Below are 20,892 nucleotides of genomic sequence, written 5' to 3' on the forward strand. Positions count from 1 at the left end.
ACTCTTCATTTCTTTCCATCATATCCTCGCTATCGATCGCCTGCAACACCTTCCCGGCAGAATAAAGTACACCCTTTTTGGTGAAAGACGATGTGATACACACGATCGTCGACTTGTTTTAGTAATTGAACCATGATTTGTGCTCCCTTTATCTTGCTTTCTACATTCCTATAGGTCTCACCATGCTGCGCTTACCACGTATAATATGAACAGTCCACCTAAGACACAGACGTAACCGTAATGTCTGACGGTCAACGAACAAAATAGGATGACGCCAATTGACAAAATGATACAGATGCTTAAACAAATCTGTACCTTGATCTTTCTTCAATTTAAAACACTTTTTGTTTTCTTGTAACCGATACGGGCAGCATTTGGATGCATATCCTGTTTTCGCAAACGAGGAGAATGTAAGGAATTATCATGATCATCACCTTACTAAACATGGTCAAATCGAAGATGAATGACTATATTTCCTTTAATTTGAACATAATTTCATTCACTTTTTTAGATTCAATCGTGCTCATTTAGGATGTTTACAAGGCGAATCTCAGCACTTCAAAGAATCATTATTTAGGATTGTCACCCAATCCTATGTACTAAAACCTTAATGTGTATTACGATGTATTACAAAGGAGCTGATAATCATGAGTACCATTTCCGTACGTCTGGATGATCAAGATACACGACTTATCAAGGAATATGCGAAGGCAAAGAACATCACGATTTCTACACTTGTTCGTGATGCCGTCCTCGACCGTATCGAAAACGAAATCGATTTACAACTCTATCATGATTCGATGGCAGCACACCGTAAAAAATCAGAAGCGATATCTTTCGACGACATGATGAAGGAACTTGATTTAGAATGACAGCTTATAATGTAGAATTCGAGCGTGGGGCTCAAAAATCTCTCAAGAAGATGGACCTACAACAAGCGCGGATCATCATGTCCTGGATCAAGAAGAACCTTGTCGGGACGGATGATCCGCGTCGTCATGGGAAAGGACTCGTCTCGAATCGCTCGGGCGAATGGCGGTATCGCATCGGCGACTATCGTCTGATTGCTGACATTCAAGATGAAAAAGTCGTGATTTTGATTCTCAAGATCGGGCATCGTCGTGATATCTATAAATAAGACAGGTAGAACTCACATCTGAGGAAATATGTGAGTTTTCATTTTTTGTTTTTAAAACGACCGTTATGTATACAAAAATGATTTTTCTTTCACAATAAATGAATCGAATGGATCGATTTCAATATCAAAGTCTATAAACGCATCTTTTTATCAATGTATTTTTAATAGTCCTTTTATGAATAAAAAAGATAAATAACTTCAGTCATACTTTTCAAAAAGTGCGACAAAAAGGATCAACGTATAGATACCATCGAGTATCTGAACGTTGATCCTTTTTCAATTATCCATCTAATCGTTGTTCAGCCATTTTATAAATTTCATCTTTATCCCGTTTACCGATCGCTACAATTTGAATGATCTGGAGTTTACCCTCTACTTCTCTAAAAACAACGCGTAATCCCATTTTTCTATTTTTTAACTTATTGCAATGCGACAAATTTCCACTGAGTGGCTGTCCTGCCGCCATTCCTATAGAAATGATACGGTTCAATGCTTTGTCTACGAATATCTTTTGACTACCATCAAGGTTATCGTAATCTTCTTTCGAATACTGCGTCCACTCAAGTTGATACAATGATCACTCCCACCCATCCATTTCATCAATAGTCGTAGGGTGAGTTACCTGTTCTCCACGGACTTCTGAATCAGTATAAGTGCGGACATTTTTATTAGATAGTCGCATCTCAACAGTCAAATCATCTAATCGACTGTACAATTCTTCAATTTCTTTATTGAGTGATTCGTATTGCTGTTGCGTCAACATGACGCCTGCAACTTTTTCACGGTTAAAAACATATACGCCGGCCGCTTCACGATCTGCTTTTTGGAAAGCTTCCATAGGAGACCGTTTCACGTCAGATATAGAAGTGGTTGGAATATCAAGTATTCGCATTCCCATCATTATGCCCTCCTCTTATTTTTCTTTAGTATACACCTTTTAAAAGACTTTTAAAAGACTTTTAAACATTCCTTTTGATTCTTGTACTATCTATGGTTAACCCCTATTTTTGCAATAAAACCCCAAAAAACAATAGGGTTCTCATTTACTGAGTTCCCTATTGCTTGTTAGACGCTATTTTATTTATATACAGCAATCTGAATTACGTTGAATATAAGTTTACAATACAAACACCAGTTGATTATTTCTACTATAAATTCATTGCTATTTTCGAGTATTCGTTAATTCGTAATCAAAAGATTATTCAATGACCTTTAATTTTACATCTGCTTGAGTCTCTAATACATCTCCATCTTCCCCAAAGAATGTATAAGAGTTTACTCCATCCACACCGAGAATCGTGTTCACTTTCAAGTCTCCATCCATAGAATTAACTGTAAAATTCGACCCTTCTCCAATACTTTCAACACGGTATCGATTGACTGGCACATCATCACCGATGATATATTGACCAGGGCTCAGTGTAATGGGCTTACGCTTTGCGTAGATGACTTCAAAAGTTAAATCACTAAGAACATCTTCTTTCTTACTAATTTTTTCTTCGAGTGACTTGTTCTTGTCTTTTGTTTTCTCATAATCTTTTTTAATGGCATCACGCTGTTTCACTAAATCTAATATGTCTTTATTCTCTTCTTTAAGAGCGTTATTTTTCTCTCGCAACTCATCACTATAGAGAGCGCCATCCTCGATTTCAGTCTGTGCACTATACGTTCCAAAGAGTGATCCGATAAAGAAAATAAAGACAACAATGATCGGAAGTATGACATACTTCTTAAATTTTTGTTCCACTTGCTAATCTCCCATCCTACCTAATTCATGTTAAGAAAAGAAATTCAAATAAAAATCCCAATTTCTAGACTGAAATAATTTAACAATACTTTTTTAAAATAGTCAATAACTATCATTTAAATCCAATTTACGTTATTAGAGTCTTTATATATGATTATGGTAATTTATTTTAATCATGCTTCTAACGCTCCGTGTCCTTCGTCGCAAGGAACAGGAACGTAGAGATGCCTCGCGCAAGCGAGTCGCAGCTCTCGTTATCGATTCGGCAGAAGGGCAGCGGTGCGATGAGGATGTCGCTGCGTGCAGCCTACAGCCTCACGCATGAGCCCGAAAATTCTTCTTCTGTTGTACATCCAGTAGAAAGAGCATCACTACCTATCTACAAGAGGATCGATTCACTTCAATCAGCTATCTCTCCTCGAACCTTCGTACACTCCACTACTGTCTCACTACTGCATCCTCCATAACACCCTTCTACATAGAACAGACCAGATGTACGTTCTCACCCGCAGTGGATCATCCATCCACTGCGGGTCTCTCATTGCCCTTGGATTCGGGACGAATCCATTCCTTACTCGCTTGCGCTCTCTCAAAAGAAAAACGACGTCGTTTTTCGTCCATGCTCTTGCGCGCGCGGACAGGACGGAGGTATCCCGTCCGTCTACGCTCTATCGTCTCTTTACAGCACACCTTGTGCTTTCAAGCTGACGTATTCGTCTCCGGCACCGACGATGATGTGGTCAAGAAGCTGAATACCGACGATGCGTCCGACCTCGACGAGCCGTTCGGTCACCTCGATATCTTCCCTCGATGGATGCGGGTCACCGCTCGGATGCTGATGGCTGACGATGAGCGACGTCGCATTGTTGAGGATGGCGGACTTAAAGATTTCTCGAGGATGGACGACACTCGAGTTGATGCTACCGACGTGTGCCCGATGGACGGCAATGACGCGGTTCTTCGTATTGAGTAAAATGACGAGGAACACCTCACGGTCATCGTCCTGGATGAAGCGTCTCGCGACACAGAACGCGTCCTCTGGGGACGTGATGTGTGTCGTCTCGAGCGCGACGTCCGGTTCACGGACCTCTTGGCGGATACGGGTGATTTCAACGAGTGTAGTCAGTTTCAAGGAAAAGCTCCTTTCGCGAGTGGGATGCAGTCCGACACGGTGCCGTCCTGTTGACGGGAACGTAGCGAGCGTCGCGAGACGGCGTAAGGGTGACCGCAGGGAAAGATCAAAAAAAGCGGACAGCGCACCGGGACGAAGGCTTCCGAAGCCCGCGAGCGAAAAGCTTTGCTTTGAGCCAAAACGCGGAGGAAGACAAGGAACGGCAGCGGCTTTTTTTGATGACCCTTGCGCCGACGAGGAGCGAGCTAGAGTACGGAAACAGGACGGCTTGCGGTCTCTTTCCATCAGACAGAGCGGGGCCGCTCTGTTCCATGCTTTTATCTATGGGATCCTATCTGATTGAAAAAAAGAACACACCCTAACTCATGAAGTGAGATAGGGTGTGTTCATACACAAAAAAGAAAAAATATACCAAACTTCTATTAAATTCTTAATGTTTTCGCATTGATAGCGACGATGACCGTACTCAAACTCATCAAAACTGCTCCAATCGCTGGTGAAAGAATAATGCCGTATGGTGCTAAAATACCTGCAGCTAAAGGAATCGTAATGATATTGTAACCAGCTGCCCACCATAGATTCTGAATCATTTTATTATATGTTTTTTGCGATAGTTCGATGACAGATAAGACGTCCTTTGGATTACTTTTGACAAGGACAATATCAGCCGTTTCTACAGCTACATCTGTTCCACTACCAATCGCAATCCCTACATCCGCTTGTGCGAGAGCTGGTGCATCGTTAATTCCATCCCCTACCATCCCTACTTTTTTTCCTTCTGCTTGCACCTGTCTCACTTGACGTGACTTATCATCCGGTAATACTTCTGCGTACACTTGATCGATCTCAAGTTGGGAAGCGACCCACGAAGCGACTTTTTGATTATCCCCAGTCAGCATGATGGATTGAATCCCTTTCTCCTTTAATTCCTGTACAGTCTTCTTAGCTTCCTCGCGAACGAGGTCGGCAAGGGCGATCATACCGATTAATTCTGTGTCCTTTAAGACAAAGACGACCGTTTTCCCTTCTTCAGACAAATCTTCGAATGTCACTTCGTCGATTTCGAGTTGTTTGTCCCGTACGTATCGCGGACTAACGACGCGGACTTGCTTTCCTTCGACTGTTCCTTCCAATCCTATGCCTGTCATCGATCCAAATCCTGCGACCGATGGTAAATCAAGCTTTCGTCTTTGAACTTCAGTCAAGATCCCGCGAGCAAGTGGATGTTGCGACGACTGTTCGATGGCTCCTGCGAGTCGTAATACTTCTTCCTCACTTATACCTGTACTTGCCATCACATCCGTTACTCCAAAATTACCTTGCGTTAAAGTACCAGTCTTATCAAAGATAACCGCATCTAGTTTTCGTGCCTCTTCGAATTGTGTTCGATTTCGAATCAAAAGACCTCTTTTAGCGGAAAGTGCTGTAGAAACGGATACGACAAGAGGGGCTGCTAAACCAAGAGCGTGTGGACAAGAGATAACCATAACCGTTACCATGCGCTCGATTGCTGTACTAACCGAATATCCAAGTACAATCCAAATCACGAAAGTCAGAACACCTGCTCCCACCGCGAGATAAAAAAGAATTTTTGCTGCTCGATCAGCTAAGTTTTGAGTCCGTGATTTGGAAGATTGCGCTTCACTTACTAAGCCGATGACTTTTGAAAGGTAGGTGCCTTCACCAGTACCTGTCGTCTCGACTGTCAGACCACCTTCTTGATTGATAGAGCCAGCAATCACGGTGTCATTCTCCTGTTTATCTACCGGAAGTGATTCACCGGTAAGCATTGATTCGTCAATCGTTGTTGTTCCTTCGACGATTTTTCCGTCTACCGGTACCTGTTCTCCCGGCTTGATCCGAATGAGATCTCCTGCCTCTAATTCATTGACCGGCACCTCTTCAACCTTCCCATCCTTCACTCGATGCGCCACACTCGGAAGTAACTTTACTAATTCCTGCAACGCATTTGAGGCACCCATGATTGATTTCATTTCAATCCAATGCCCTAATAACATGATGTCGATCAAGGTCGCTAACTCCCAAAAGAAATCATGTCCTTGTCCGAAACCGAATATGATAGCGACACTATAGAAATAGGCTACACTAATCGCTAATGCAATCAACATCATCATTCCAGGATTTTTTTGGCGTATTTCATTAATACTACCTTTTAGGAAGGGCCATCCACCGTAGAAGTAGACAATTGTGGATAGCAAAAGCAAAACAACGTCGTCATATGGAAAGCTAATGTTGATACCCGACCATTCTTGAATCATTTTGGAAAGTAGCAGGATTGGAATGGTCAACATTAACGATACGAGAAATCTTTTCTTGAAGTCTCCGATCATTCCTTCATGTTCATGATGTGAAGCACTCATTTGTTGGTCTTCATGATGAGTATGTTCGTGATGGATATGGTGATTCATAAGAAAACCTCCTTTTACGTACTATATACCTGTATGGTGTATATAGAGAGATCATGACTATATAGAGCTACATCTCGTTTTTACTTCCAGTTAAACTTATATATATAAATATAAAATGTATTTTGACACACTAAAAAATAAAAATTATCATACAAGTATAGGATATATTTTAAAAAATGAGACCATTTGTTTGAATAGGACTATTTAGCGCCAAAATCACAAGTACTGAAACTTTAAAAAGAATTAAAGGACAAGTTCGAGGTAGACATCAAATGATTGATGACAATTCATGAATTAACTGAACTGATGAAGACTATGGTCAAATGAACGAATAGGTACTATCGTGAACAGACAAATGAGCTAATACAAAAAACGCAATTAAAAAGCTTTGTTTTATACACCTACAAAATTATCTCTAAGGAGAATCCAATCGTGAAACTTAACATACTCTTAAAAAGCGTAAGTCTTATTAGCCTATCCCTGATTGCGGTCGGCTGTGCTCAATCCCCGATGAAGTCTTCTACTCCCAATCATTCAAAGGAGGTAGATCATGCGAAACATATGAGCGGTGACAAGATTGAAGAAACATCATCATCGTTGATACTTCCCACGTTTTTAAAAACCCAACCTGAAGATGTACGAAATGTTTATCAAGCTGTAGGGAAAAATCGTAAACTACTAGAGAAAATACCTTGCTATTGCGGTTGCGGTGAAACAGTCAATCATAAAAATAATTATGATTGCTTTATAGAAGAAAACGCGACGAATGGATCTGTGAAATGGACAAGTCACGGAACGACATGCAGCACCTGTCTCGAGATTGCTGTAAAGTCTATTTTGAAGCAACGGGACGGAGAATCGGTTAAAGATATTCGTTCTGCAATCGATTCTTCATATAAAGATGGATACTCGAAGCCGACACCGACTCCCTTATGATTTTTATGATGACACTTTTGCTCCTATAGTAAGAGTGTCATTTCGTTTCATTCTCACTCCAACGATATCCTCTCCCCCAAATTGTTTTCAGATGCCTATCGATCGGGTAATCTAACTCTCTTAACTTTTCTCTAATCATCTTAATATGAGAATCAACTGTCCTCGGATCCGATTCTGACGTATAAGACCAAACGAATTCATAAAGCTCTAGTCTGTTGAAAAGCCTTCCAGGATGTTGAAGGAATAGTCGCAGTAATGCATGTGCTTTTGGTGTAAAGTCAATCGACTTGCCATCTAGTAAAATTAAATTGTTGCTCTCATCGAACGTAAGTCCGTGGTAGATAACGGGTTCTTTTGCTTTCCTTCTCATGACAGACCGAACTCTTGCTAAAAGTACGTCCCCGTTAAACGGCTTTGTGACATAATCTGTAGCTCCAGCATCTAGTCCTTTGACGATGGATTCAGCATCATTTAGAGCCGTTATCATGATGATAGGGACTTCCGGGTGAGAATCCGTTATTTTCTTACATACTTCGAATCCATCGTACATTGGCATCATTACATCCAATAAAATCAAATCGAAGGTTTCTTTTTTCACTTTCTCTAAAGCTTCGATCCCATCATTCGCCATACTACATTCATATCCTATTGGTTCTAGATAGAGTCTTAATAATTGCCTCATTCTTATTTCATCATCAACAATTAATATTTTATCCATCCTAGTCACCACCTCTTACATTAAAATTTTTTAATAATAAATGATTGTTAGTCTATTTCCTCATAAATTTCACGAACTTTCTATATAATCAATTCAACCTATAGAATGGAGTTGATTTTCATGAAAGTGTTTATGAAGAGTTTGATCGTTATCCTCTATGTATCCTTATTTTCTCTCACCATACTACTGGTCTATAAGGGTTATGAACTTTTTCATAACTAAGTATCTTAGTGCTTATAAATGAAAGAGCATCAGCTTTTTAGCTCATACCTTTTTCGGCATGGCGACATAGATGCTCCTTCATTTTTAACACTTCGCTTTAAGCAATTAATTTACGACAGACTTTTGCACATTCATTACAGGCCTCAGCGCACTTTTTACAATGATCATGATCATGTTTCGAACATTCGTCGGCACATCTTTCACAAATTTCAACACAGCTTCTTGCAAGAACATCAATATTGCTGCTGTTTCGAGAAATAGCTTGTACTAAAAGACTACAAATTTCAGAACAATCTCTGTCTAGACGTATACACTCTGCCATCGAAGAAACATGATGTTCACTCAAACACGCATCAAAGCATTCATTACAAGTCACTATACAGTTGTGTAGGGCACCTAAGATTTCTTGTTGTCCAGTATTCATTCTAAAATACCTCCATTTTCCGTCTTTTTTGACTTACACAAAGTCTATTTCCTTAGTTTGTGAAGAAAAGATGAAAACATTCACCTATTTTTTAGTCCACTTTCAACTGACCCATCATTCCGTTCTCTTCATGTTCAAGGATATGGCAATGGTACATGAATACCCCTTTTTCCTTGAAAGTCATCTGAATCTTAACTCGTTCATCTGGTTTTATAGCGATAGTGTCTTTTAGACCTGCTTCTTGATTATCCAGTTTCTGTCCGTTTCGCTCTAATACTTTGAATTGGACTCCATGAATGTGGAAGGGATGAGTCATTCCACCCATCATGTCTTTTTTATTATAGACCTCCCAAATTTCGGTTTCTCCTTGTTTCGCTTTAATATCGATTCTCTTCTCATCAAACTTTTTCCCATTGATTTCAACATTTTTGCCCATCCCGAAAAGAGTTAACTTTTGATTCACTGTAGACAAGGTCTTTAGCGGCTTTTCATATTCACTTTTCGGCGCCATTGCACTTAGGTTCGTCCCTTGTTTATCCTTCAGCTTGAAGTTAACGACCCTTACTCCATTCGTCTCAAATGAAACAGTCTCACCAATTTTTCTTTTTGAAAAGTCTACCAATACCTCTATACGTTCGCCTGGACTTAATTCAATTTTCTTTACGTTTTTCGGTTTTGAGATGTAACCACCATCATCAGCAATTTTTTTTAAGGATGAACCGTCAGATAGCTTCACTACGTAGTTACGTGCATTGGAGCCATTTATCAATCTGACTCTAAGTTGCGAATATTTTACGTTGAAATATGGATTAATCGTACCGTTTACGAGGAGGGTATCGCCTAAAGCCCCATCTGTTTTTTCTACATCAGCATATCCAAGGACATTCCTGTTTTTAACTTTTCGATCTTGAAGAATTAATGGAATATCATTTTCACCATATTTTTGAGGTAGCATCGTCTCTTTAGTTTTTTCATCTTTTACGTACAACAATCCTGCTAACCCCTTGTATACTTGTTCAGCTGTTTTCCCCATTGGATGTGGATGAAACCACAATGTCGATTCATCTTGCTTCACTTTAAACTTTACTACCTTCGTTTCACCAGCTTTCACGACTTGATGTGGTCCGCCATCTACGGATGATGGTACAACAAGACCGTGCCAATGGAATGTAGTCGCTTCTGATAAGCGATTCACCGTACGGATTGTTACCATTTTTCCTTTTTTCAATTCCACTACAGGACCTAAATAATTTCCGTTATATCCTAGAGTTTCAGTTTTTTTACTATCTCGGAAGAACTGTGTCTCCCCTTGTTTAGCGACAATCGTGTATTGAATGGAATTCTTGGTTTCACGATCGGATTTTAGCATCTTAGGGATGTTCAATCGTCGCTCTTTTTCTTCAGTTGATTTTAAATCGACACTCGCGCCATGTCCCATACCTTCCATCATAGTCTGATTTGTAGTAGTGTTCCCTCCATTCATCATAGATTTCATGTGCTGTTTGTTATTTGGCATAGTACCTCGGATAAAAAGTAAATACGAACCGCCCACTATAATCATGAGAGTAAAGATACCGATAGTTGCGATTAACCATCTTTTCTTCACATGGATCATTCCCTTCAATTAATTATTATCTTTAACTTAAAGAATGATTGTGAAAAAAATATGTCTTTCCACCCATGAATTTTATAGTTTTTTTCAATGTGTTACTTTTCTGCTCTCTGCAATGTTTCTGCAAATTTATGTGATAGAGTCTATGGAAAGCATAAAAAAACAATTGGAGGTAATTTTTATGAAATTAAAGAAAAAGATTTTTATGACAACTATGGCTGCTTCGCTTTCTTTAGCACTCGCTGCGTGCGGAAGCAATGATGATGATTCTAAATCAACAGGAAGCATGGATAAAAATATGGACGGTATGGATCATTCGACGATGGACATGTCTGGATCGAAAGAGGTTCCGAAAGGGCTCCAAGAGGCTAAAAACCCTAAATTTAAAGTTGGCGACATGGCGATGATCAAAGAAGCACATATGGAAGGCATGAAAGGGGCCGAGGCTAAAATTGTAGGAGCTTATGATACTACTGCTTATAGCATTTCTTATGACCCTACAAATGGCGGGAAACGCGTCACGAATCATAAATGGATTATTCAAGAAGAGATTGTAGATGCCAAGTCATCTCCTTATGAAGTAGGCGATGAAGTAAAAGTAGACGCGGATCATATGAAAGGAATGAAGGATGCTACGGCCACTATCGACTCAGCTAAGCAAACAACAGTGTATATGATTGATTTCGAATCGACTACAGGTGAAGAAGTGAAAAATCATAAATGGGTGACTGAAGACGAACTATCTGCAGAATAAACGATAAACAAGAGAGGAACGGTTTTTTAACCGTTCCTCTCTTGTCTTATTTCTCCTTATTTAAGGAACCCACTTGTAACCAATTCCCCATACTGTGCGAAAGTGTTCTTCAATAGGAAACTCGAGTTTCCTAAGTTTTTCTCTTAAGTTTCTTACATGAGAGTCGACCGTTCGTTCATCTGTCCACTCATTTGCTAACCATAAACTTGAGAGCAGTTCCTCTCTTGAATAGACACGTTCTGGATTTTTTAATAACTTAGCAAGTAATGAAAATTCCTTTGGCGTGACTTTGACTAAATGATTATCATAATACAGCTCATGGGCGTCTTCATTTAAGATTAGACCCGACGATTCGATTTTTGATCCTGAAGAAACTGTAGTTCGTCTGAAAATCGATTGAATTCTTGCCTTCAATTCCGCCTCGTCGAACGGTTTCACAATGTAATCATCTGCTCCCAGTTGTAATCCTTTTACGATTTCTTCTTTTCCGTCGAGTGCTGTCAATAAAATGATTGGTACATTCGAAACTTCCCTTATCCTTTGACAGGTCTCAAAACCATCCATTAAAGGCATCATCACATCCAATATGATTAAGTCAGGCTCATCTACATCAATCAAGTTCAATATCTCTCTTCCGCTGTTCAGCTTAATACAGGTATAACTGTCTTGCAGATAGAGTTCAATCAGTTCTAACATTCGATTCTCATCATCTACCAAAGCAATGGTTCTCATCCTGGAATCCCCCTCAAGTCAATGACAACCTTCAGCCCGTTTTCTACATTAATAGCTACGATGGTCCCTTTGTGCGCTTCAACTATTTCTTTCGTGATAGCCAAACCGAGCCCAGTACCTCCTGTTTCACGATTTCGTGAAGAATCTACTCGATAAAAACGATCAAAAAGATACGGGAGTGATTGCTCATCCACGCCACCACCTTCATCCGTAACTTCAATAAAGTTTTCATCAAGTTTTAAAAATACGCGTTTGTTCGCATGTGTATATTTTAGCGCGTTATCCAGTAAATTTAAGAGAACCTGATCGAATCTAGCTTGGTCTATCTCTTTGTAGATGGGAGTTTTATTAATTTGAAGAATTAATTTCACTTGTTTCTCCTCAAATTTAAAAATTATTCTTTCACTGATTTTTTTTAAGAAATCATTCATCTCTGTGATCTGAGGATCTATTTGAAAATGTGGCTCTTCCAATCTAGCAAGTTCAAACAAATCCTCAATCAGTTCTTGAAGTCTTTCGGATTCCTCATAGATAATATCTCCAAATCTCGATTCGTCTTTTTTGAGGAGTCCTGCATATCCCTTAATGTAGGTAATCGGCGTACGCAATTCATGTGTGATTGAAGTCAGAAATTGCTTTCTTGTATTTTGAATGTGACGTAAATCAACAGATAACTTAGTGATCGCTCGTGCTAAATCTCCTACTTCGTCGCTTCTCTCAGCTTCTCTGATTTTCAGCACCTCGCCTTTACTTAACTTTACCGTTGCCTCTTTCATTGATAAAAGTGGCTTTATAATGATATAACTCAAAAAATAAACACTTACTAATAGAAAAAGTACTAACAAGAATAGAGAGAACACTACTTGTTGTTTCAATTCCCCCATCAAATGCTGTATATACTTCGTCGGCTCTAACATGATTATTTGACCGCCATCTTCAATATTACTCACCGTCACTAAAAATTTGCCCTCTCTCCAATTACCTTCTACGATTCCATCCTTTTTTTGAATCCAATCCGGGTTCAAAAATTGTTCAGCGTCGTTAGATGAATCGACGACTTGATTATTTTTGTCTAAGATAATCACATCAGTCATCGCCTTTTCCTCCATTAAAACAACGTGTTCAACTGTTTGCTTGTCGAAGTTAGTGGAAAGAACATCTCGATGACTATTGCCTCTCTCTTGAAGGCTCTCCAGTTCACTTTCTACTTGTTGATGCTCAAGAATGTTGTATACAATAGCAGATGAGAGAATGAAAATCATGAGAATCCCGAAAAAATAAAATAACGTTATTTTAAATGAAAGTTTATTCATAAAGTACCTTTCTCATTTAAGATGATTACATATAAAAACAAACTGTTGAGATTTAGAAAAGAAAGTATTCTTCATTTAGGCGATACACAAAAGAGCTTTTATCATTTGATTCTTTTAAAAGGACAATTCCTTGAATATTGCTCCACAAATAATTAGCGAAATCATAATCACTAAAAATAGCCTCACGAGTAGAATGCGTCATGAAACATTCTATTTTTGTAATCGTATACATTCCCTCCGAATCACGTTGATAATCGAAAGAAAAAGAACCCTTTATATTAAGCCTTTGAGCAATTATTGCTACGCACTCCTCTAAAATCGAGTTGGCAAACACCTCGTATGAAAGAACAGTATCTTGGTACCGTTCATACTCTTCTCTCATAAAACAGCAAATCACTTCACTAGATCGATAATCGACATATGCATCAATTTTCCCCACCTTTACACCTTCAGGCGCATTCTTTATCTGGTCAAAAGAATAAGTGAAAGTATTACCTTGAACCGAAAATGAATCATGAAGTACTGTTTTATCCCAGTCAAAGGATGTTATAAACGCTACGTTATTTTTTCTCATTTTCAACTTATGTTTTGATAACGTAGATGCTTCTTGTTCGCTTAAAGGGATAATCCAGCCTATTTCTTGAGAAGTACAATATTCAATCAGATTACTAATATACCCTTCTTCTGATTCTTTTTTTGAAAATGAATCAAAATATTTAAAATCAGGAAATAGCTTTCGAACCCATCCTTCTTTTGAAGAAATATGAATATCTATACTTACAGGTTTAAGTTGTTTTATGTTCTCCATCACTTTCCAGTTTTCCTCTACTCCCATTATCAGGACATTTTCACGAGACATTTACGATGCATCTCCTTTCGAAATAGAAAATAGAGCGTCAGAACCCTCTAAACCCTGTAAAATCAATCAATATTGTAGTTAGTTTCGTCAGACCATCGAAATACAATATGATACCTAATAAAATCATAAACCAGCCACCTATTTTCATAACCTTTGAAGAATAATTCATTAAGTATCTGGATTTCCCGACCAAAAACGACATCAAGAAAAATGGAATAGAAAAACCTAGTACATAAAAGAGCATATATAAAAATCCATTACTAGGATTCGTGGCGATCAAAGCAATAACTCCAGCGAGGATTGGTCCTGTACAAGGAGTCCATCCAGCAGCCGATCCGACTCCGACAATAAACGTTCCGATATAACCACGCTTTCTTTTTCCTAAGTTCATTCTTCGCTCTTTAAGTAAAAATATTGGGGTCCACAGACCAGTTAAAATAACACCGAATATGAATAAAATAAGTGCACCGCTCATCCGTAGAACATCTTTATACACTATAAAAAAATCAGCCAAATATGACGTTGAAAAACCCATCACTAAAAATACGCTCGAAAATCCAAGTAAGAAAACGAATGTATGGGGAACACCATTCCAGTTCCACTTTTTATTTTCTTTTAACTCTGTAACTGAAATTCCTGTAATGTAAGATAGAAAAACAGGATACAAAGCTAGGCAACATGGCGAGATAAAAGATAAAAACCCTGCTCCAAAAGCTAACAAAAAAGATAACTCCATCAAATTCCTCCCGAACTCTAAAAAATAAATCTTTTTTTAAGATGTATAAAAAAGAAATGTGTTTAATTTTAAACATAAAATCTGTTTGTGAAAAAACTATGCATTTTTTGATTAAATCTCGTATCAATTTTTGAAATGAATTTGATACACTTTTTTGTAATATAGTGATGCTATACTCCTTTTAACAAATCGTTTGTCACCGTATCTTTATCTTTAAAGGAGTACAACTAATGAAAAACAAGGTAATACTTATCGCTTCTAGCGTCTTACTCACAACAACTTTTTCAATGCATAGCCCAAAAGTTGAAGCAAGTAGTGCATATAAAGTAAAAGTAAAGACAGACAATCTCCGTGTTCGGACTGGTCCTTCTCTCAATTACAATATAGTCGGCGTGACTAACACTGGTCAGACTTTTTCTTATTTAGGAAAAAAAGGAGCTTGGACAAAAGTACTTTACAAAGGGAACACACGGTATATCTATAGTTCTTACCTAAAAAAATATAAGAGCCACGTTGCAAAAAAAATGACGTATAATGAGTCTCTTTTTGCTTCTCCTACTAAAGGGAGGCTGACCCAAGGATACGGAAAATCTAATGGCGCTTACGGTTATACATTCCATAATGGCGTTGATCTAGCTGCAACAAAAGGCACACCTGTCTATGCTTCTGCGAGTGGAAAAGTCACTATCTCTAAAAACAGCGGTGCATATGGTAAACACGTTATGATTTCACATAGTCTAAAGAATCAAAAATACGTAACCGTTTATGCTCATATGAATAGTCTTTCGGTAAAAAGTGGTCAGACAGTCTCTAAAGGTATGAAGATTGGAACAGTTGGGAATACAGGAAACTCGTTCGGAAATCATTTACACTTTGAGATTCATAAAAACAGTTATAAATACAGCAGTTATTCTGCAGCGAATAGTGTCAACCCATTGAACTATTTGTAACCTAAAAAAAGAAGAGAGGATGTCCTAAGACAGCATCTTTTCAGATCATAGAAAAACCCTCATTTCGACGTCGAAATGAGGGTTTTTCTATGATCTGAAGCGACTTCATCAAGTCATTTATTTTGAAGTGGATTGCTGTGATCTAGCGTCTCATAAGACTTGTCTCAAAAGTGAGGTGATATTTTGCGGAAAATTGGTTATGTACGTGTCAGTTCAACTAGTCAAAACCCTTCAAGACAATTTCAGCAGCTAAGCGAATTCGGAATGGATATTATATACGAAGAAAAAGTTTCTGGGGCAACGAAGGAACGTGAGCAACTTCAAAAAATGTTAGAGGACTTACAAGATGGTGACACCATTTATGTTACAGATTTAACTCGAATTACTCGTAGTACACAAGATTTATTTGAATTGATCGATTACATACGAAGGAAAAAAGCCAGCTTAAAATCACTCAAGGATACATGGCTAGATTTATCAGAGGATAATCCATACAGCCAATTCTTAATTACAGTAATGGCTGGTGTTAACCAGTTAGAGAGAGATCTTATCCGTATGCGTCAACGTGAAGGGATTGAGCTGGCTAAGAAAGAAGGAAAGTTTAAAGGTCGGATAAAAAAATATCATAAAAATCATGCGGGAATGAATTATGCAGTAAAGCTATATAAAGAAGGAAATATGACTGTAAATCAAATTTGTGAAATTACAAATGTGTCTAGGGCTTCATTATATAGAAAGCTATCGGAAGAGAACAAATAGTTCAGTCCTATTCCATTAATTGGCCAGATAATGTTATGTACTTAAAGTCTTATGCAGTTTGGTTATTTTGTTATTAGAATTGGGTACTCCAATTCTTTTTTTATGAATTCTTTACTCATTCAAAAAAACACTTGAATGAATTATTAAAAATGGTTATACTATATTCAAATAAACACTTGAATGATATTGGGGTGAGAATGTGATTAAGAAAGATACTTGTGAAATTTATTGTTATGACGAAGAAAAGGTCAATCGAATACAAGGTAATTTACAGACAGTAGATATTTCTAGTGTTGCCCAAATGTTAAAAGCTATTGCAGATGAAAATAGAGCAAAAATTACCTATGCTTTATGTCAAGATGACGAACTGTGTGTGTGTGATATAGCAAATATTATAGGTGTTACGGTTGCAAATGCCTCTCATCACCTGCGAACGCTCCATAAGCAAGGGATTGTTAAGTTTCGAAAAGAGGGAAAACTTGCATTTTATTCATTAGATGATGAGCATATCAGACAAATTATGATGATTGCATTGGCACATAAGAAAGAGGTGAAGATCAATGTCTAGTGGGAAAGCAAAACTGTCTGAAGAAGAAATGAAAGCCTATCGTGTTCAAGGATTTACTTGTACTAACTGTGCAGCCATTTTTGAAAATAATGTTAAAGAACTTCCCGGTGTTCAGGATGCGAAAGTAAATTTCGGAGCATCTAAAGTTTATGTTAAAGGGACGACAACCATTGAAGAATTAGAAAAAGCAGGAGCATTTGAAAATTTAAAAATTCGAGATGAAAAAGAACAAAGGGTAGAACGAGAACCTTTTTGGAAGCAGAAAGAAAACATTAAGGTATATGTATCAGCTCTTTTACTTGTAGTTAGCTGGTTCTTAGGAGAGCAGTATGGTGAAGAGCATGTTCTACCGACAATTGGTTATGCAGCGTCCATTTTAATCGGTGGATATTCGTTATTCATTAAAGGTCTCAAAAATCTAAGCAGATTAAATTTCGATATGAATACGCTTATGACTATTGCAATTATAGGAGCTGCAATCATTGGTGAATGGGGTGAAGGGGCAACCGTTGTTATCCTATTTGCGATTAGTGAAGCATTAGAGCGTTATTCAATGGATAAAGCACGTCAATCTATTGAATCTTTAATGGATATTGCCCCAAAAGAAGCGTTAATTCGACGAGGCAATGAAGAAATGATGATTCATGTTGATGATATTCAAGTTGGAGACATCATGATTGTTAAGCCCGGTCAAAAGTTAGCAATGGATGGAATAGTGGTTAAAGGTACATCGACATTAAATCAGGCTGCGATTACAGGTGAAAGTGTTCCAGTAACGAAAACCACAAATGATGAAGTATTTGCAGGAACCTTGAATGAAGAAGGGTTACTTGAGGTTAAAGTAACAAAACGAGTTGAAGATACTACTCTTTCAAAAATCATTCACTTGGTAGAAGAAGCCCAAGCAGAACGGGCCCCTTCTCAAGCGTTTGTCGATAAATTTGCAAAATACTATACACCAGCTATTGTCATACTAGCTCTTTTAATTGCGGTAGTTCCACCATTATTTGGCGGAGACTGGAGCCAATGGATTTATCAAGGCTTAGCTGTATTAGTGGTTGGTTGTCCTTGTGCCTTAGTAGTCTCAACTCCAGTTGCTGTGGTTACAGCAATAGGAAATGCAGCGAAAAATGGTGTTTTAATTAAAGGTGGTATCCATTTAGAAGAAGCAGGACACTTAAAAGCGATAGCCTTTGATAAAACAGGAACATTAACCAAAGGGATTCCTGCTGTAACAGACATTGTGACATATGGTAGAAATGAAAATGAATTAATGACCATAACAGCAGCCATTGAAAAAGGATCACAGCACCCTCTTGCTTCAGCGATTATGCGAAAAGCAGAAGAAAATGGATTAAAATTCAACGAAGTAACAGTAGAGGATTTTCAATCCATTACAGGTAAAGGCGTTAAAGCCAAAATAAATAATGAAATGTATTATGTGGGAAGTCCAAATCTTTTTGAGGAATTACACGGAAGCATTTCAAGCGATAGGAAAGAAAAAATTGCCGATATGCAAACTCAAGGTAAAACAGTGATGGTGTTAGGAACAGAAAAAGAAATTCTTTCGTTTATTGCCGTAGCCGATGAAATGAGGGAATCGTCTAAAGAAGTTATCGGCAAGTTGAACAATATGGGAATCGAAACAGTGATGCTAACAGGCGATAACCAAAGAACGGCAACAGCCATCGGAAAACAAGTTGGTGTTTCGGATATTAAAGCTGACTTACTTCCAGAAGATAAGCTTAATTTTATTAAAGAACTTCGAGAAAAACATCAAAGTGTGGGGATGGTCGGAGATGGCGTGAATGATGCTCCAGCCCTTGCGGCATCTACCGTTGGTGTAGCAATGGGTGGTGCTGGAACTGATACAGCTTTAGAAACGGCTGACATCGCCTTAATGTCTGATGATTTGAGTAAATTGCCATATACAATAAAATTAAGCCGTAAGGCTTTAGCAATCATCAAGCAAAACATTACCTTCTCTTTGGCGATTAAATTTGTGGCATTACTTTTGGTCATGCCCGGTTGGTTAACACTTTGGATAGCTATATTTGCTGATATGGGAGCAACTTTACTTGTAACATTAAACAGTTTACGCTTATTGAAAATCAAAGAATAGGTTCTAAAATGGGCGTCAACTATCGGGTGCGATCATTGAAAACAATGTTATGCTTCAAAAGGGATATTAACAGGAAATATACAACTAAAGGACGCTTTAACTGAGCAACGGAAAAAGCCAAATTTCTCAATTGATGTTGAGAAATTTGGCTTTTTAGTATGGGAATTTCCTTAGCATTGTAAATCCGCATTTTCCTGACGCTACCCCTTATAGAACCACTCTCCCCAACTACCAAGTTGGAGTAAAGGTGGGACGATCATCAGCAACAATGCACCTAGGAAGACGAACGGTGTATACACTTTCGCGAAACGATCGATGAACGCTTCACTCGGTGCTTTATTATCCTGCGCTTCCTCGACCAGTTCAATGATGTGCGCAAGCGTCGTCTCTTGATACGTCTTCTCGACGATCATGTCGAACGAACGATCCATGTTGAGCGTTCCGGCAAATACGTGATCTCCTTCCTTCTTATCGACAGGAATCGATTCGCCCGTGATCGGTGCTTGATTGATGGTCGTCGTCCCGTTCAGGATCGTGCCGTCCAGTGCAACCTGATCACCTGGTCGAATCCGGAGGATTTCTCCGACTCGCACCGCTTCCACCGGTTTACGTCTAACGTCCCCGTCCGTCAGCACGAAGGCTTCCTTCGGAGACAGTTCAATCAGTTTCTGAATGGAATTGCGCGTCCGCGCAAGGGAGCGATTCTGAAGCAAATTGCCGATGGCAAAGAGGAAGACGACGGTCGCTCCCTCGAGCCACTCCCCGATACATGCGGCACCGATGGCTGCTACGCTCATCAATACGTTCATGTCGAGTGAGCGGGCACGGACGGCATAATAGGCACTCCGGAAAACTCTCCCCCCACTGAGGATCAAGGCGATACCGTACAAAACATTCGGAAGATACGCTACTCCGCTCGTTTGGATGAGCAATCCCAGACCAATCAAAATCCCGGACAGGATCAAGGAGATCCCCTCGAACGACCGGACCGGTGCCTCGGACGTTTTCTTTCCCTTGACGTATCCATCGAAACCGATCTTGTTCAGCTCGCTTTGGACTTGTCGAGCATCCAGCTGATGGTCGATTTCCATCTCCCCACGGGCAAACGAAACTGTGACGGTCTGGACATTTTGCATCTTTTGAAAGTGTTGTTCGATCGTCTTAGCACAGCTACTACAGTCCATCCCGGAAACGGTGAATGTTTGGACGAGCTGATCTGATTTATCGGGAAGGATGAGATGGAATCCTAATTTTCGGACTTCCTCCCCTAAAAGACGATCATCTGGTTCTTCTTCACTGTCGATCTTCAGACGAGCAGCACCATATTGGACGGACACGTGCTGGTACTCCGGTATCGTCGCCAACCCCTTCTCTAGCGTCGCGGCGCAAGAGGGACAATCCCATCCCTTCTATTCGGTAGGTATACGTCGCACGAGTAGCGAGGTTCGATGCTGATCCAGGGCTACTCGAGGCGCAACATGACGCATCGTCCGGATTCACCTTCTCCAGTGGCACCTTACTACAGCATGTCTCCGTATCGTTAGGCGGAGACTCAGAAGGTTCCGTTTGTAACGACGTACCCGCTAATTCGGAGGTCGTACAACACCTTGTCTGATCCGCCTTTCCACGTTGCGTGTCTGCGCTCGAGGTACAGCACGTCGTTGTCGGTAAAGAAGCGTTCTTCCCTTCTTTTGGAGCGCTCTCCTTCGAAGAGTCATTGTTACAACAGGAACTTGCCATC

The 20,892-nt window shown here is 39.3% G+C and carries 22 protein-coding genes; 8 read left to right on the forward strand and 14 right to left on the reverse strand.

Going from position 1 to position 20,892, the window contains the following annotated elements:
- Positions 1-647 precede the first annotated feature (647 nt).
- Both relB and Q9R23_RS14040 read left to right on the forward strand, forming a co-directional pair.
- Entirely contained in the window at positions 648-872 is a 225-nt protein-coding gene (gene relB / locus Q9R23_RS14035; protein WP_214853310.1) for a type II toxin-antitoxin system RelB family antitoxin, read from the forward strand.
- Entirely contained in the window at positions 869-1,138 is a 270-nt protein-coding gene (locus tag Q9R23_RS14040; protein WP_311247336.1) for a type II toxin-antitoxin system RelE family toxin, read from the forward strand. Before relB ends, Q9R23_RS14040 begins: the two co-directional genes overlap by 4 nt.
- Positions 1,139-1,418: 280 nt before the next feature.
- Here Q9R23_RS14040 and Q9R23_RS14045 read toward each other — a convergent pair whose 3' ends face one another.
- The 5 genes from Q9R23_RS14045 to Q9R23_RS14065 all read right to left on the reverse strand — a co-directional run bounded on the left by Q9R23_RS14045 (position 1,419) and on the right by Q9R23_RS14065 (position 6,446).
- Positions 1,419-1,712 (reverse strand): type II toxin-antitoxin system RelE family toxin, encoded by a 294-nt coding sequence (locus Q9R23_RS14045; protein WP_053451888.1) that lies wholly within the window; start codon positions 1,710-1,712, stop codon positions 1,419-1,421.
- Positions 1,713-1,715: 3 nt separating this feature from the next.
- A complete protein-coding gene (locus Q9R23_RS14050; RefSeq protein WP_053451887.1) occupies positions 1,716-2,036 on the reverse strand; it encodes a hypothetical protein in 321 nt (106 codons plus the stop codon).
- Positions 2,037-2,336: 300 nt separating this feature from the next.
- Positions 2,337-2,885, reverse strand: a complete 549-nt coding sequence (locus Q9R23_RS14055; RefSeq protein WP_214853296.1) for a hypothetical protein — start codon at positions 2,883-2,885, stop codon at positions 2,337-2,339.
- Between the two features lie 679 nt (positions 2,886-3,564).
- Complete coding sequence (locus Q9R23_RS14060) at positions 3,565-4,017, reverse strand: JAB domain-containing protein (RefSeq protein ID WP_034786403.1); 453 nt, start codon at positions 4,015-4,017, stop codon at positions 3,565-3,567.
- 422 nt (positions 4,018-4,439) lie between these two features.
- Positions 4,440-6,446, reverse strand: coding sequence for a heavy metal translocating P-type ATPase (locus Q9R23_RS14065; protein ID WP_050678840.1), 2,007 nt, complete (start codon positions 6,444-6,446; stop codon positions 4,440-4,442).
- 432 nt (positions 6,447-6,878) lie between these two features.
- On the opposite strand from Q9R23_RS14065, the gene Q9R23_RS14070 reads away from it, so the two are divergent.
- A complete protein-coding gene (locus Q9R23_RS14070; protein WP_029343432.1) occupies positions 6,879-7,382 on the forward strand; it encodes a PCYCGC motif-containing (lipo)protein in 504 nt (167 codons plus the stop codon).
- Between the two features lie 37 nt (positions 7,383-7,419).
- Here the strand turns inward: Q9R23_RS14070 and Q9R23_RS14075 are convergent, their stop codons facing one another.
- The 3 genes from Q9R23_RS14075 to Q9R23_RS14085 all read right to left on the reverse strand — a co-directional run bounded on the left by Q9R23_RS14075 (position 7,420) and on the right by Q9R23_RS14085 (position 10,352).
- Complete coding sequence (locus tag Q9R23_RS14075) at positions 7,420-8,100, reverse strand: response regulator transcription factor (RefSeq protein ID WP_050678842.1); 681 nt, start codon at positions 8,098-8,100, stop codon at positions 7,420-7,422.
- Positions 8,101-8,419: 319 nt separating this feature from the next.
- Positions 8,420-8,746 carry a four-helix bundle copper-binding protein gene (locus Q9R23_RS14080; protein WP_071908772.1) on the reverse strand — a complete coding sequence of 109 codons (327 nt, stop codon included), beginning with the start codon at positions 8,744-8,746 and terminating at the stop codon, positions 8,420-8,422.
- A 91-nt stretch (positions 8,747-8,837) separates the two neighbouring features.
- A complete protein-coding gene (locus Q9R23_RS14085; RefSeq protein WP_214853294.1) occupies positions 8,838-10,352 on the reverse strand; it encodes a multicopper oxidase family protein in 1,515 nt (504 codons plus the stop codon).
- Positions 10,353-10,539: 187 nt separating this feature from the next.
- Between Q9R23_RS14085 and Q9R23_RS14090 the strand changes: the two genes are divergently transcribed.
- Positions 10,540-11,112 carry a YdhK family protein gene (locus Q9R23_RS14090; protein ID WP_214853291.1) on the forward strand — a complete coding sequence of 191 codons (573 nt, stop codon included), beginning with the start codon at positions 10,540-10,542 and terminating at the stop codon, positions 11,110-11,112.
- A gap of 60 nt (positions 11,113-11,172) precedes the next feature.
- On the opposite strand, the gene Q9R23_RS14095 is transcribed toward Q9R23_RS14090, so the two are convergent.
- The 4 genes from Q9R23_RS14095 to Q9R23_RS14110 are packed head-to-tail and all read right to left on the reverse strand — an operon-like array spanning position 11,173 to position 14,752.
- Positions 11,173-11,844, reverse strand: a complete 672-nt coding sequence (locus Q9R23_RS14095) for a response regulator transcription factor (RefSeq protein WP_029343435.1) — start codon at positions 11,842-11,844, stop codon at positions 11,173-11,175.
- Entirely contained in the window at positions 11,841-13,157 is a 1,317-nt protein-coding gene (locus Q9R23_RS14100) for a sensor histidine kinase (RefSeq protein WP_050678843.1), read from the reverse strand. Before Q9R23_RS14100 ends, Q9R23_RS14095 begins: the two co-directional genes overlap by 4 nt.
- Before the next feature lie 52 nt (positions 13,158-13,209).
- Positions 13,210-14,016: a hypothetical protein gene (locus Q9R23_RS14105; protein WP_050678844.1), complete on the reverse strand. Its 807-nt coding sequence runs from the start codon at positions 14,014-14,016 to the stop codon at positions 13,210-13,212.
- Positions 14,017-14,053: 37 nt separating this feature from the next.
- Complete coding sequence (locus Q9R23_RS14110) at positions 14,054-14,752, reverse strand: cytochrome c biogenesis CcdA family protein (protein ID WP_034786404.1); 699 nt, start codon at positions 14,750-14,752, stop codon at positions 14,054-14,056.
- Positions 14,753-14,982: 230 nt separating this feature from the next.
- Here Q9R23_RS14110 and Q9R23_RS14115 point away from each other — a divergent pair, with 230 nt between their 5' ends.
- The 4 genes from Q9R23_RS14115 (at position 14,983) to Q9R23_RS14130 (ending at position 19,151) form a co-directional block, all read left to right on the forward strand.
- The gene (locus Q9R23_RS14115; protein WP_214860471.1) at positions 14,983-15,702 is read left to right on the forward strand and encodes a peptidoglycan DD-metalloendopeptidase family protein; all 720 of its coding nucleotides are present in this window, start codon (positions 14,983-14,985) and stop codon (positions 15,700-15,702) included.
- Between the two features lie 183 nt (positions 15,703-15,885).
- Complete coding sequence (locus Q9R23_RS14120) at positions 15,886-16,461, forward strand: recombinase family protein (RefSeq protein WP_017474137.1); 576 nt, start codon at positions 15,886-15,888, stop codon at positions 16,459-16,461.
- 199 nt (positions 16,462-16,660) lie between these two features.
- The gene (locus Q9R23_RS14125; RefSeq protein WP_017474136.1) at positions 16,661-17,029 is read left to right on the forward strand and encodes an ArsR/SmtB family transcription factor; all 369 of its coding nucleotides are present in this window, start codon (positions 16,661-16,663) and stop codon (positions 17,027-17,029) included.
- Positions 17,022-19,151: a heavy metal translocating P-type ATPase gene (locus Q9R23_RS14130; protein WP_311247337.1), complete on the forward strand. Its 2,130-nt coding sequence runs from the start codon at positions 17,022-17,024 to the stop codon at positions 19,149-19,151. The genes Q9R23_RS14125 and Q9R23_RS14130 overlap by 8 nt, the downstream gene beginning before the upstream one ends.
- A 200-nt stretch (positions 19,152-19,351) precedes the next feature.
- On the opposite strand, the gene Q9R23_RS14135 is transcribed toward Q9R23_RS14130, so the two are convergent.
- Together Q9R23_RS14135 and Q9R23_RS14140 are read right to left on the reverse strand one after the other, a co-directional pair.
- Complete coding sequence (locus tag Q9R23_RS14135; RefSeq protein ID WP_311247338.1) at positions 19,352-20,488, reverse strand: heavy metal translocating P-type ATPase; 1,137 nt, start codon at positions 20,486-20,488, stop codon at positions 19,352-19,354.
- Complete coding sequence (locus Q9R23_RS14140) at positions 20,445-20,891, reverse strand: hypothetical protein (RefSeq protein ID WP_311247339.1); 447 nt, start codon at positions 20,889-20,891, stop codon at positions 20,445-20,447. Before Q9R23_RS14140 ends, Q9R23_RS14135 begins: the two co-directional genes overlap by 44 nt.
- Position 20,892 lies beyond the last annotated feature (1 nt).

The sequence above is a fragment of the Exiguobacterium sp. BRG2 genome, assembly GCF_031844245.1.
Lineage (GTDB): Bacteria > Bacillota > Bacilli > Exiguobacteriales > Exiguobacteriaceae > Exiguobacterium_A.

Bases quoted from the DNA above. Each gene is read 5' to 3' on its own strand.
- relB (WP_214853310.1), top strand. From the start codon at position 648: ATGAGTACCATTTCCGTACGTCTGGATGATCAAGATACACGACTTATC.
- Q9R23_RS14040 (WP_311247336.1), top strand. From the start codon at position 869: ATGACAGCTTATAATGTAGAATTCGAGCGTGGGGCTCAAAAATCTCTC.
- Q9R23_RS14050 (WP_053451887.1), bottom strand. From the start codon at position 2,036: ATGGGAATGCGAATACTTGATATTCCAACCACTTCTATATCTGACGTG.
- Q9R23_RS14065 (WP_050678840.1), bottom strand. From the start codon at position 6,446: ATGAATCACCATATCCATCACGAACATACTCATCATGAAGACCAACAA.
- Q9R23_RS14075 (WP_050678842.1), bottom strand. From the start codon at position 8,100: ATGGATAAAATATTAATTGTTGATGATGAAATAAGAATGAGGCAATTA.
- Q9R23_RS14080 (WP_071908772.1), bottom strand. From the start codon at position 8,746: ATGAATACTGGACAACAAGAAATCTTAGGTGCCCTACACAACTGTATA.
- Q9R23_RS14090 (WP_214853291.1), top strand. From the start codon at position 10,540: ATGAAATTAAAGAAAAAGATTTTTATGACAACTATGGCTGCTTCGCTT.
- Q9R23_RS14095 (WP_029343435.1), bottom strand. From the start codon at position 11,844: ATGAGAACCATTGCTTTGGTAGATGATGAGAATCGAATGTTAGAACTG.
- Q9R23_RS14100 (WP_050678843.1), bottom strand. From the start codon at position 13,157: ATGAATAAACTTTCATTTAAAATAACGTTATTTTATTTTTTCGGGATT.
- Q9R23_RS14105 (WP_050678844.1), bottom strand. From the start codon at position 14,016: ATGTCTCGTGAAAATGTCCTGATAATGGGAGTAGAGGAAAACTGGAAA.
- Q9R23_RS14110 (WP_034786404.1), bottom strand. From the start codon at position 14,752: ATGGAGTTATCTTTTTTGTTAGCTTTTGGAGCAGGGTTTTTATCTTTT.
- Q9R23_RS14115 (WP_214860471.1), top strand. From the start codon at position 14,983: ATGAAAAACAAGGTAATACTTATCGCTTCTAGCGTCTTACTCACAACA.
- Q9R23_RS14130 (WP_311247337.1), top strand. From the start codon at position 17,022: ATGTCTAGTGGGAAAGCAAAACTGTCTGAAGAAGAAATGAAAGCCTAT.
- Q9R23_RS14140 (WP_311247339.1), bottom strand. From the start codon at position 20,891: ATGGCAAGTTCCTGTTGTAACAATGACTCTTCGAAGGAGAGCGCTCCA.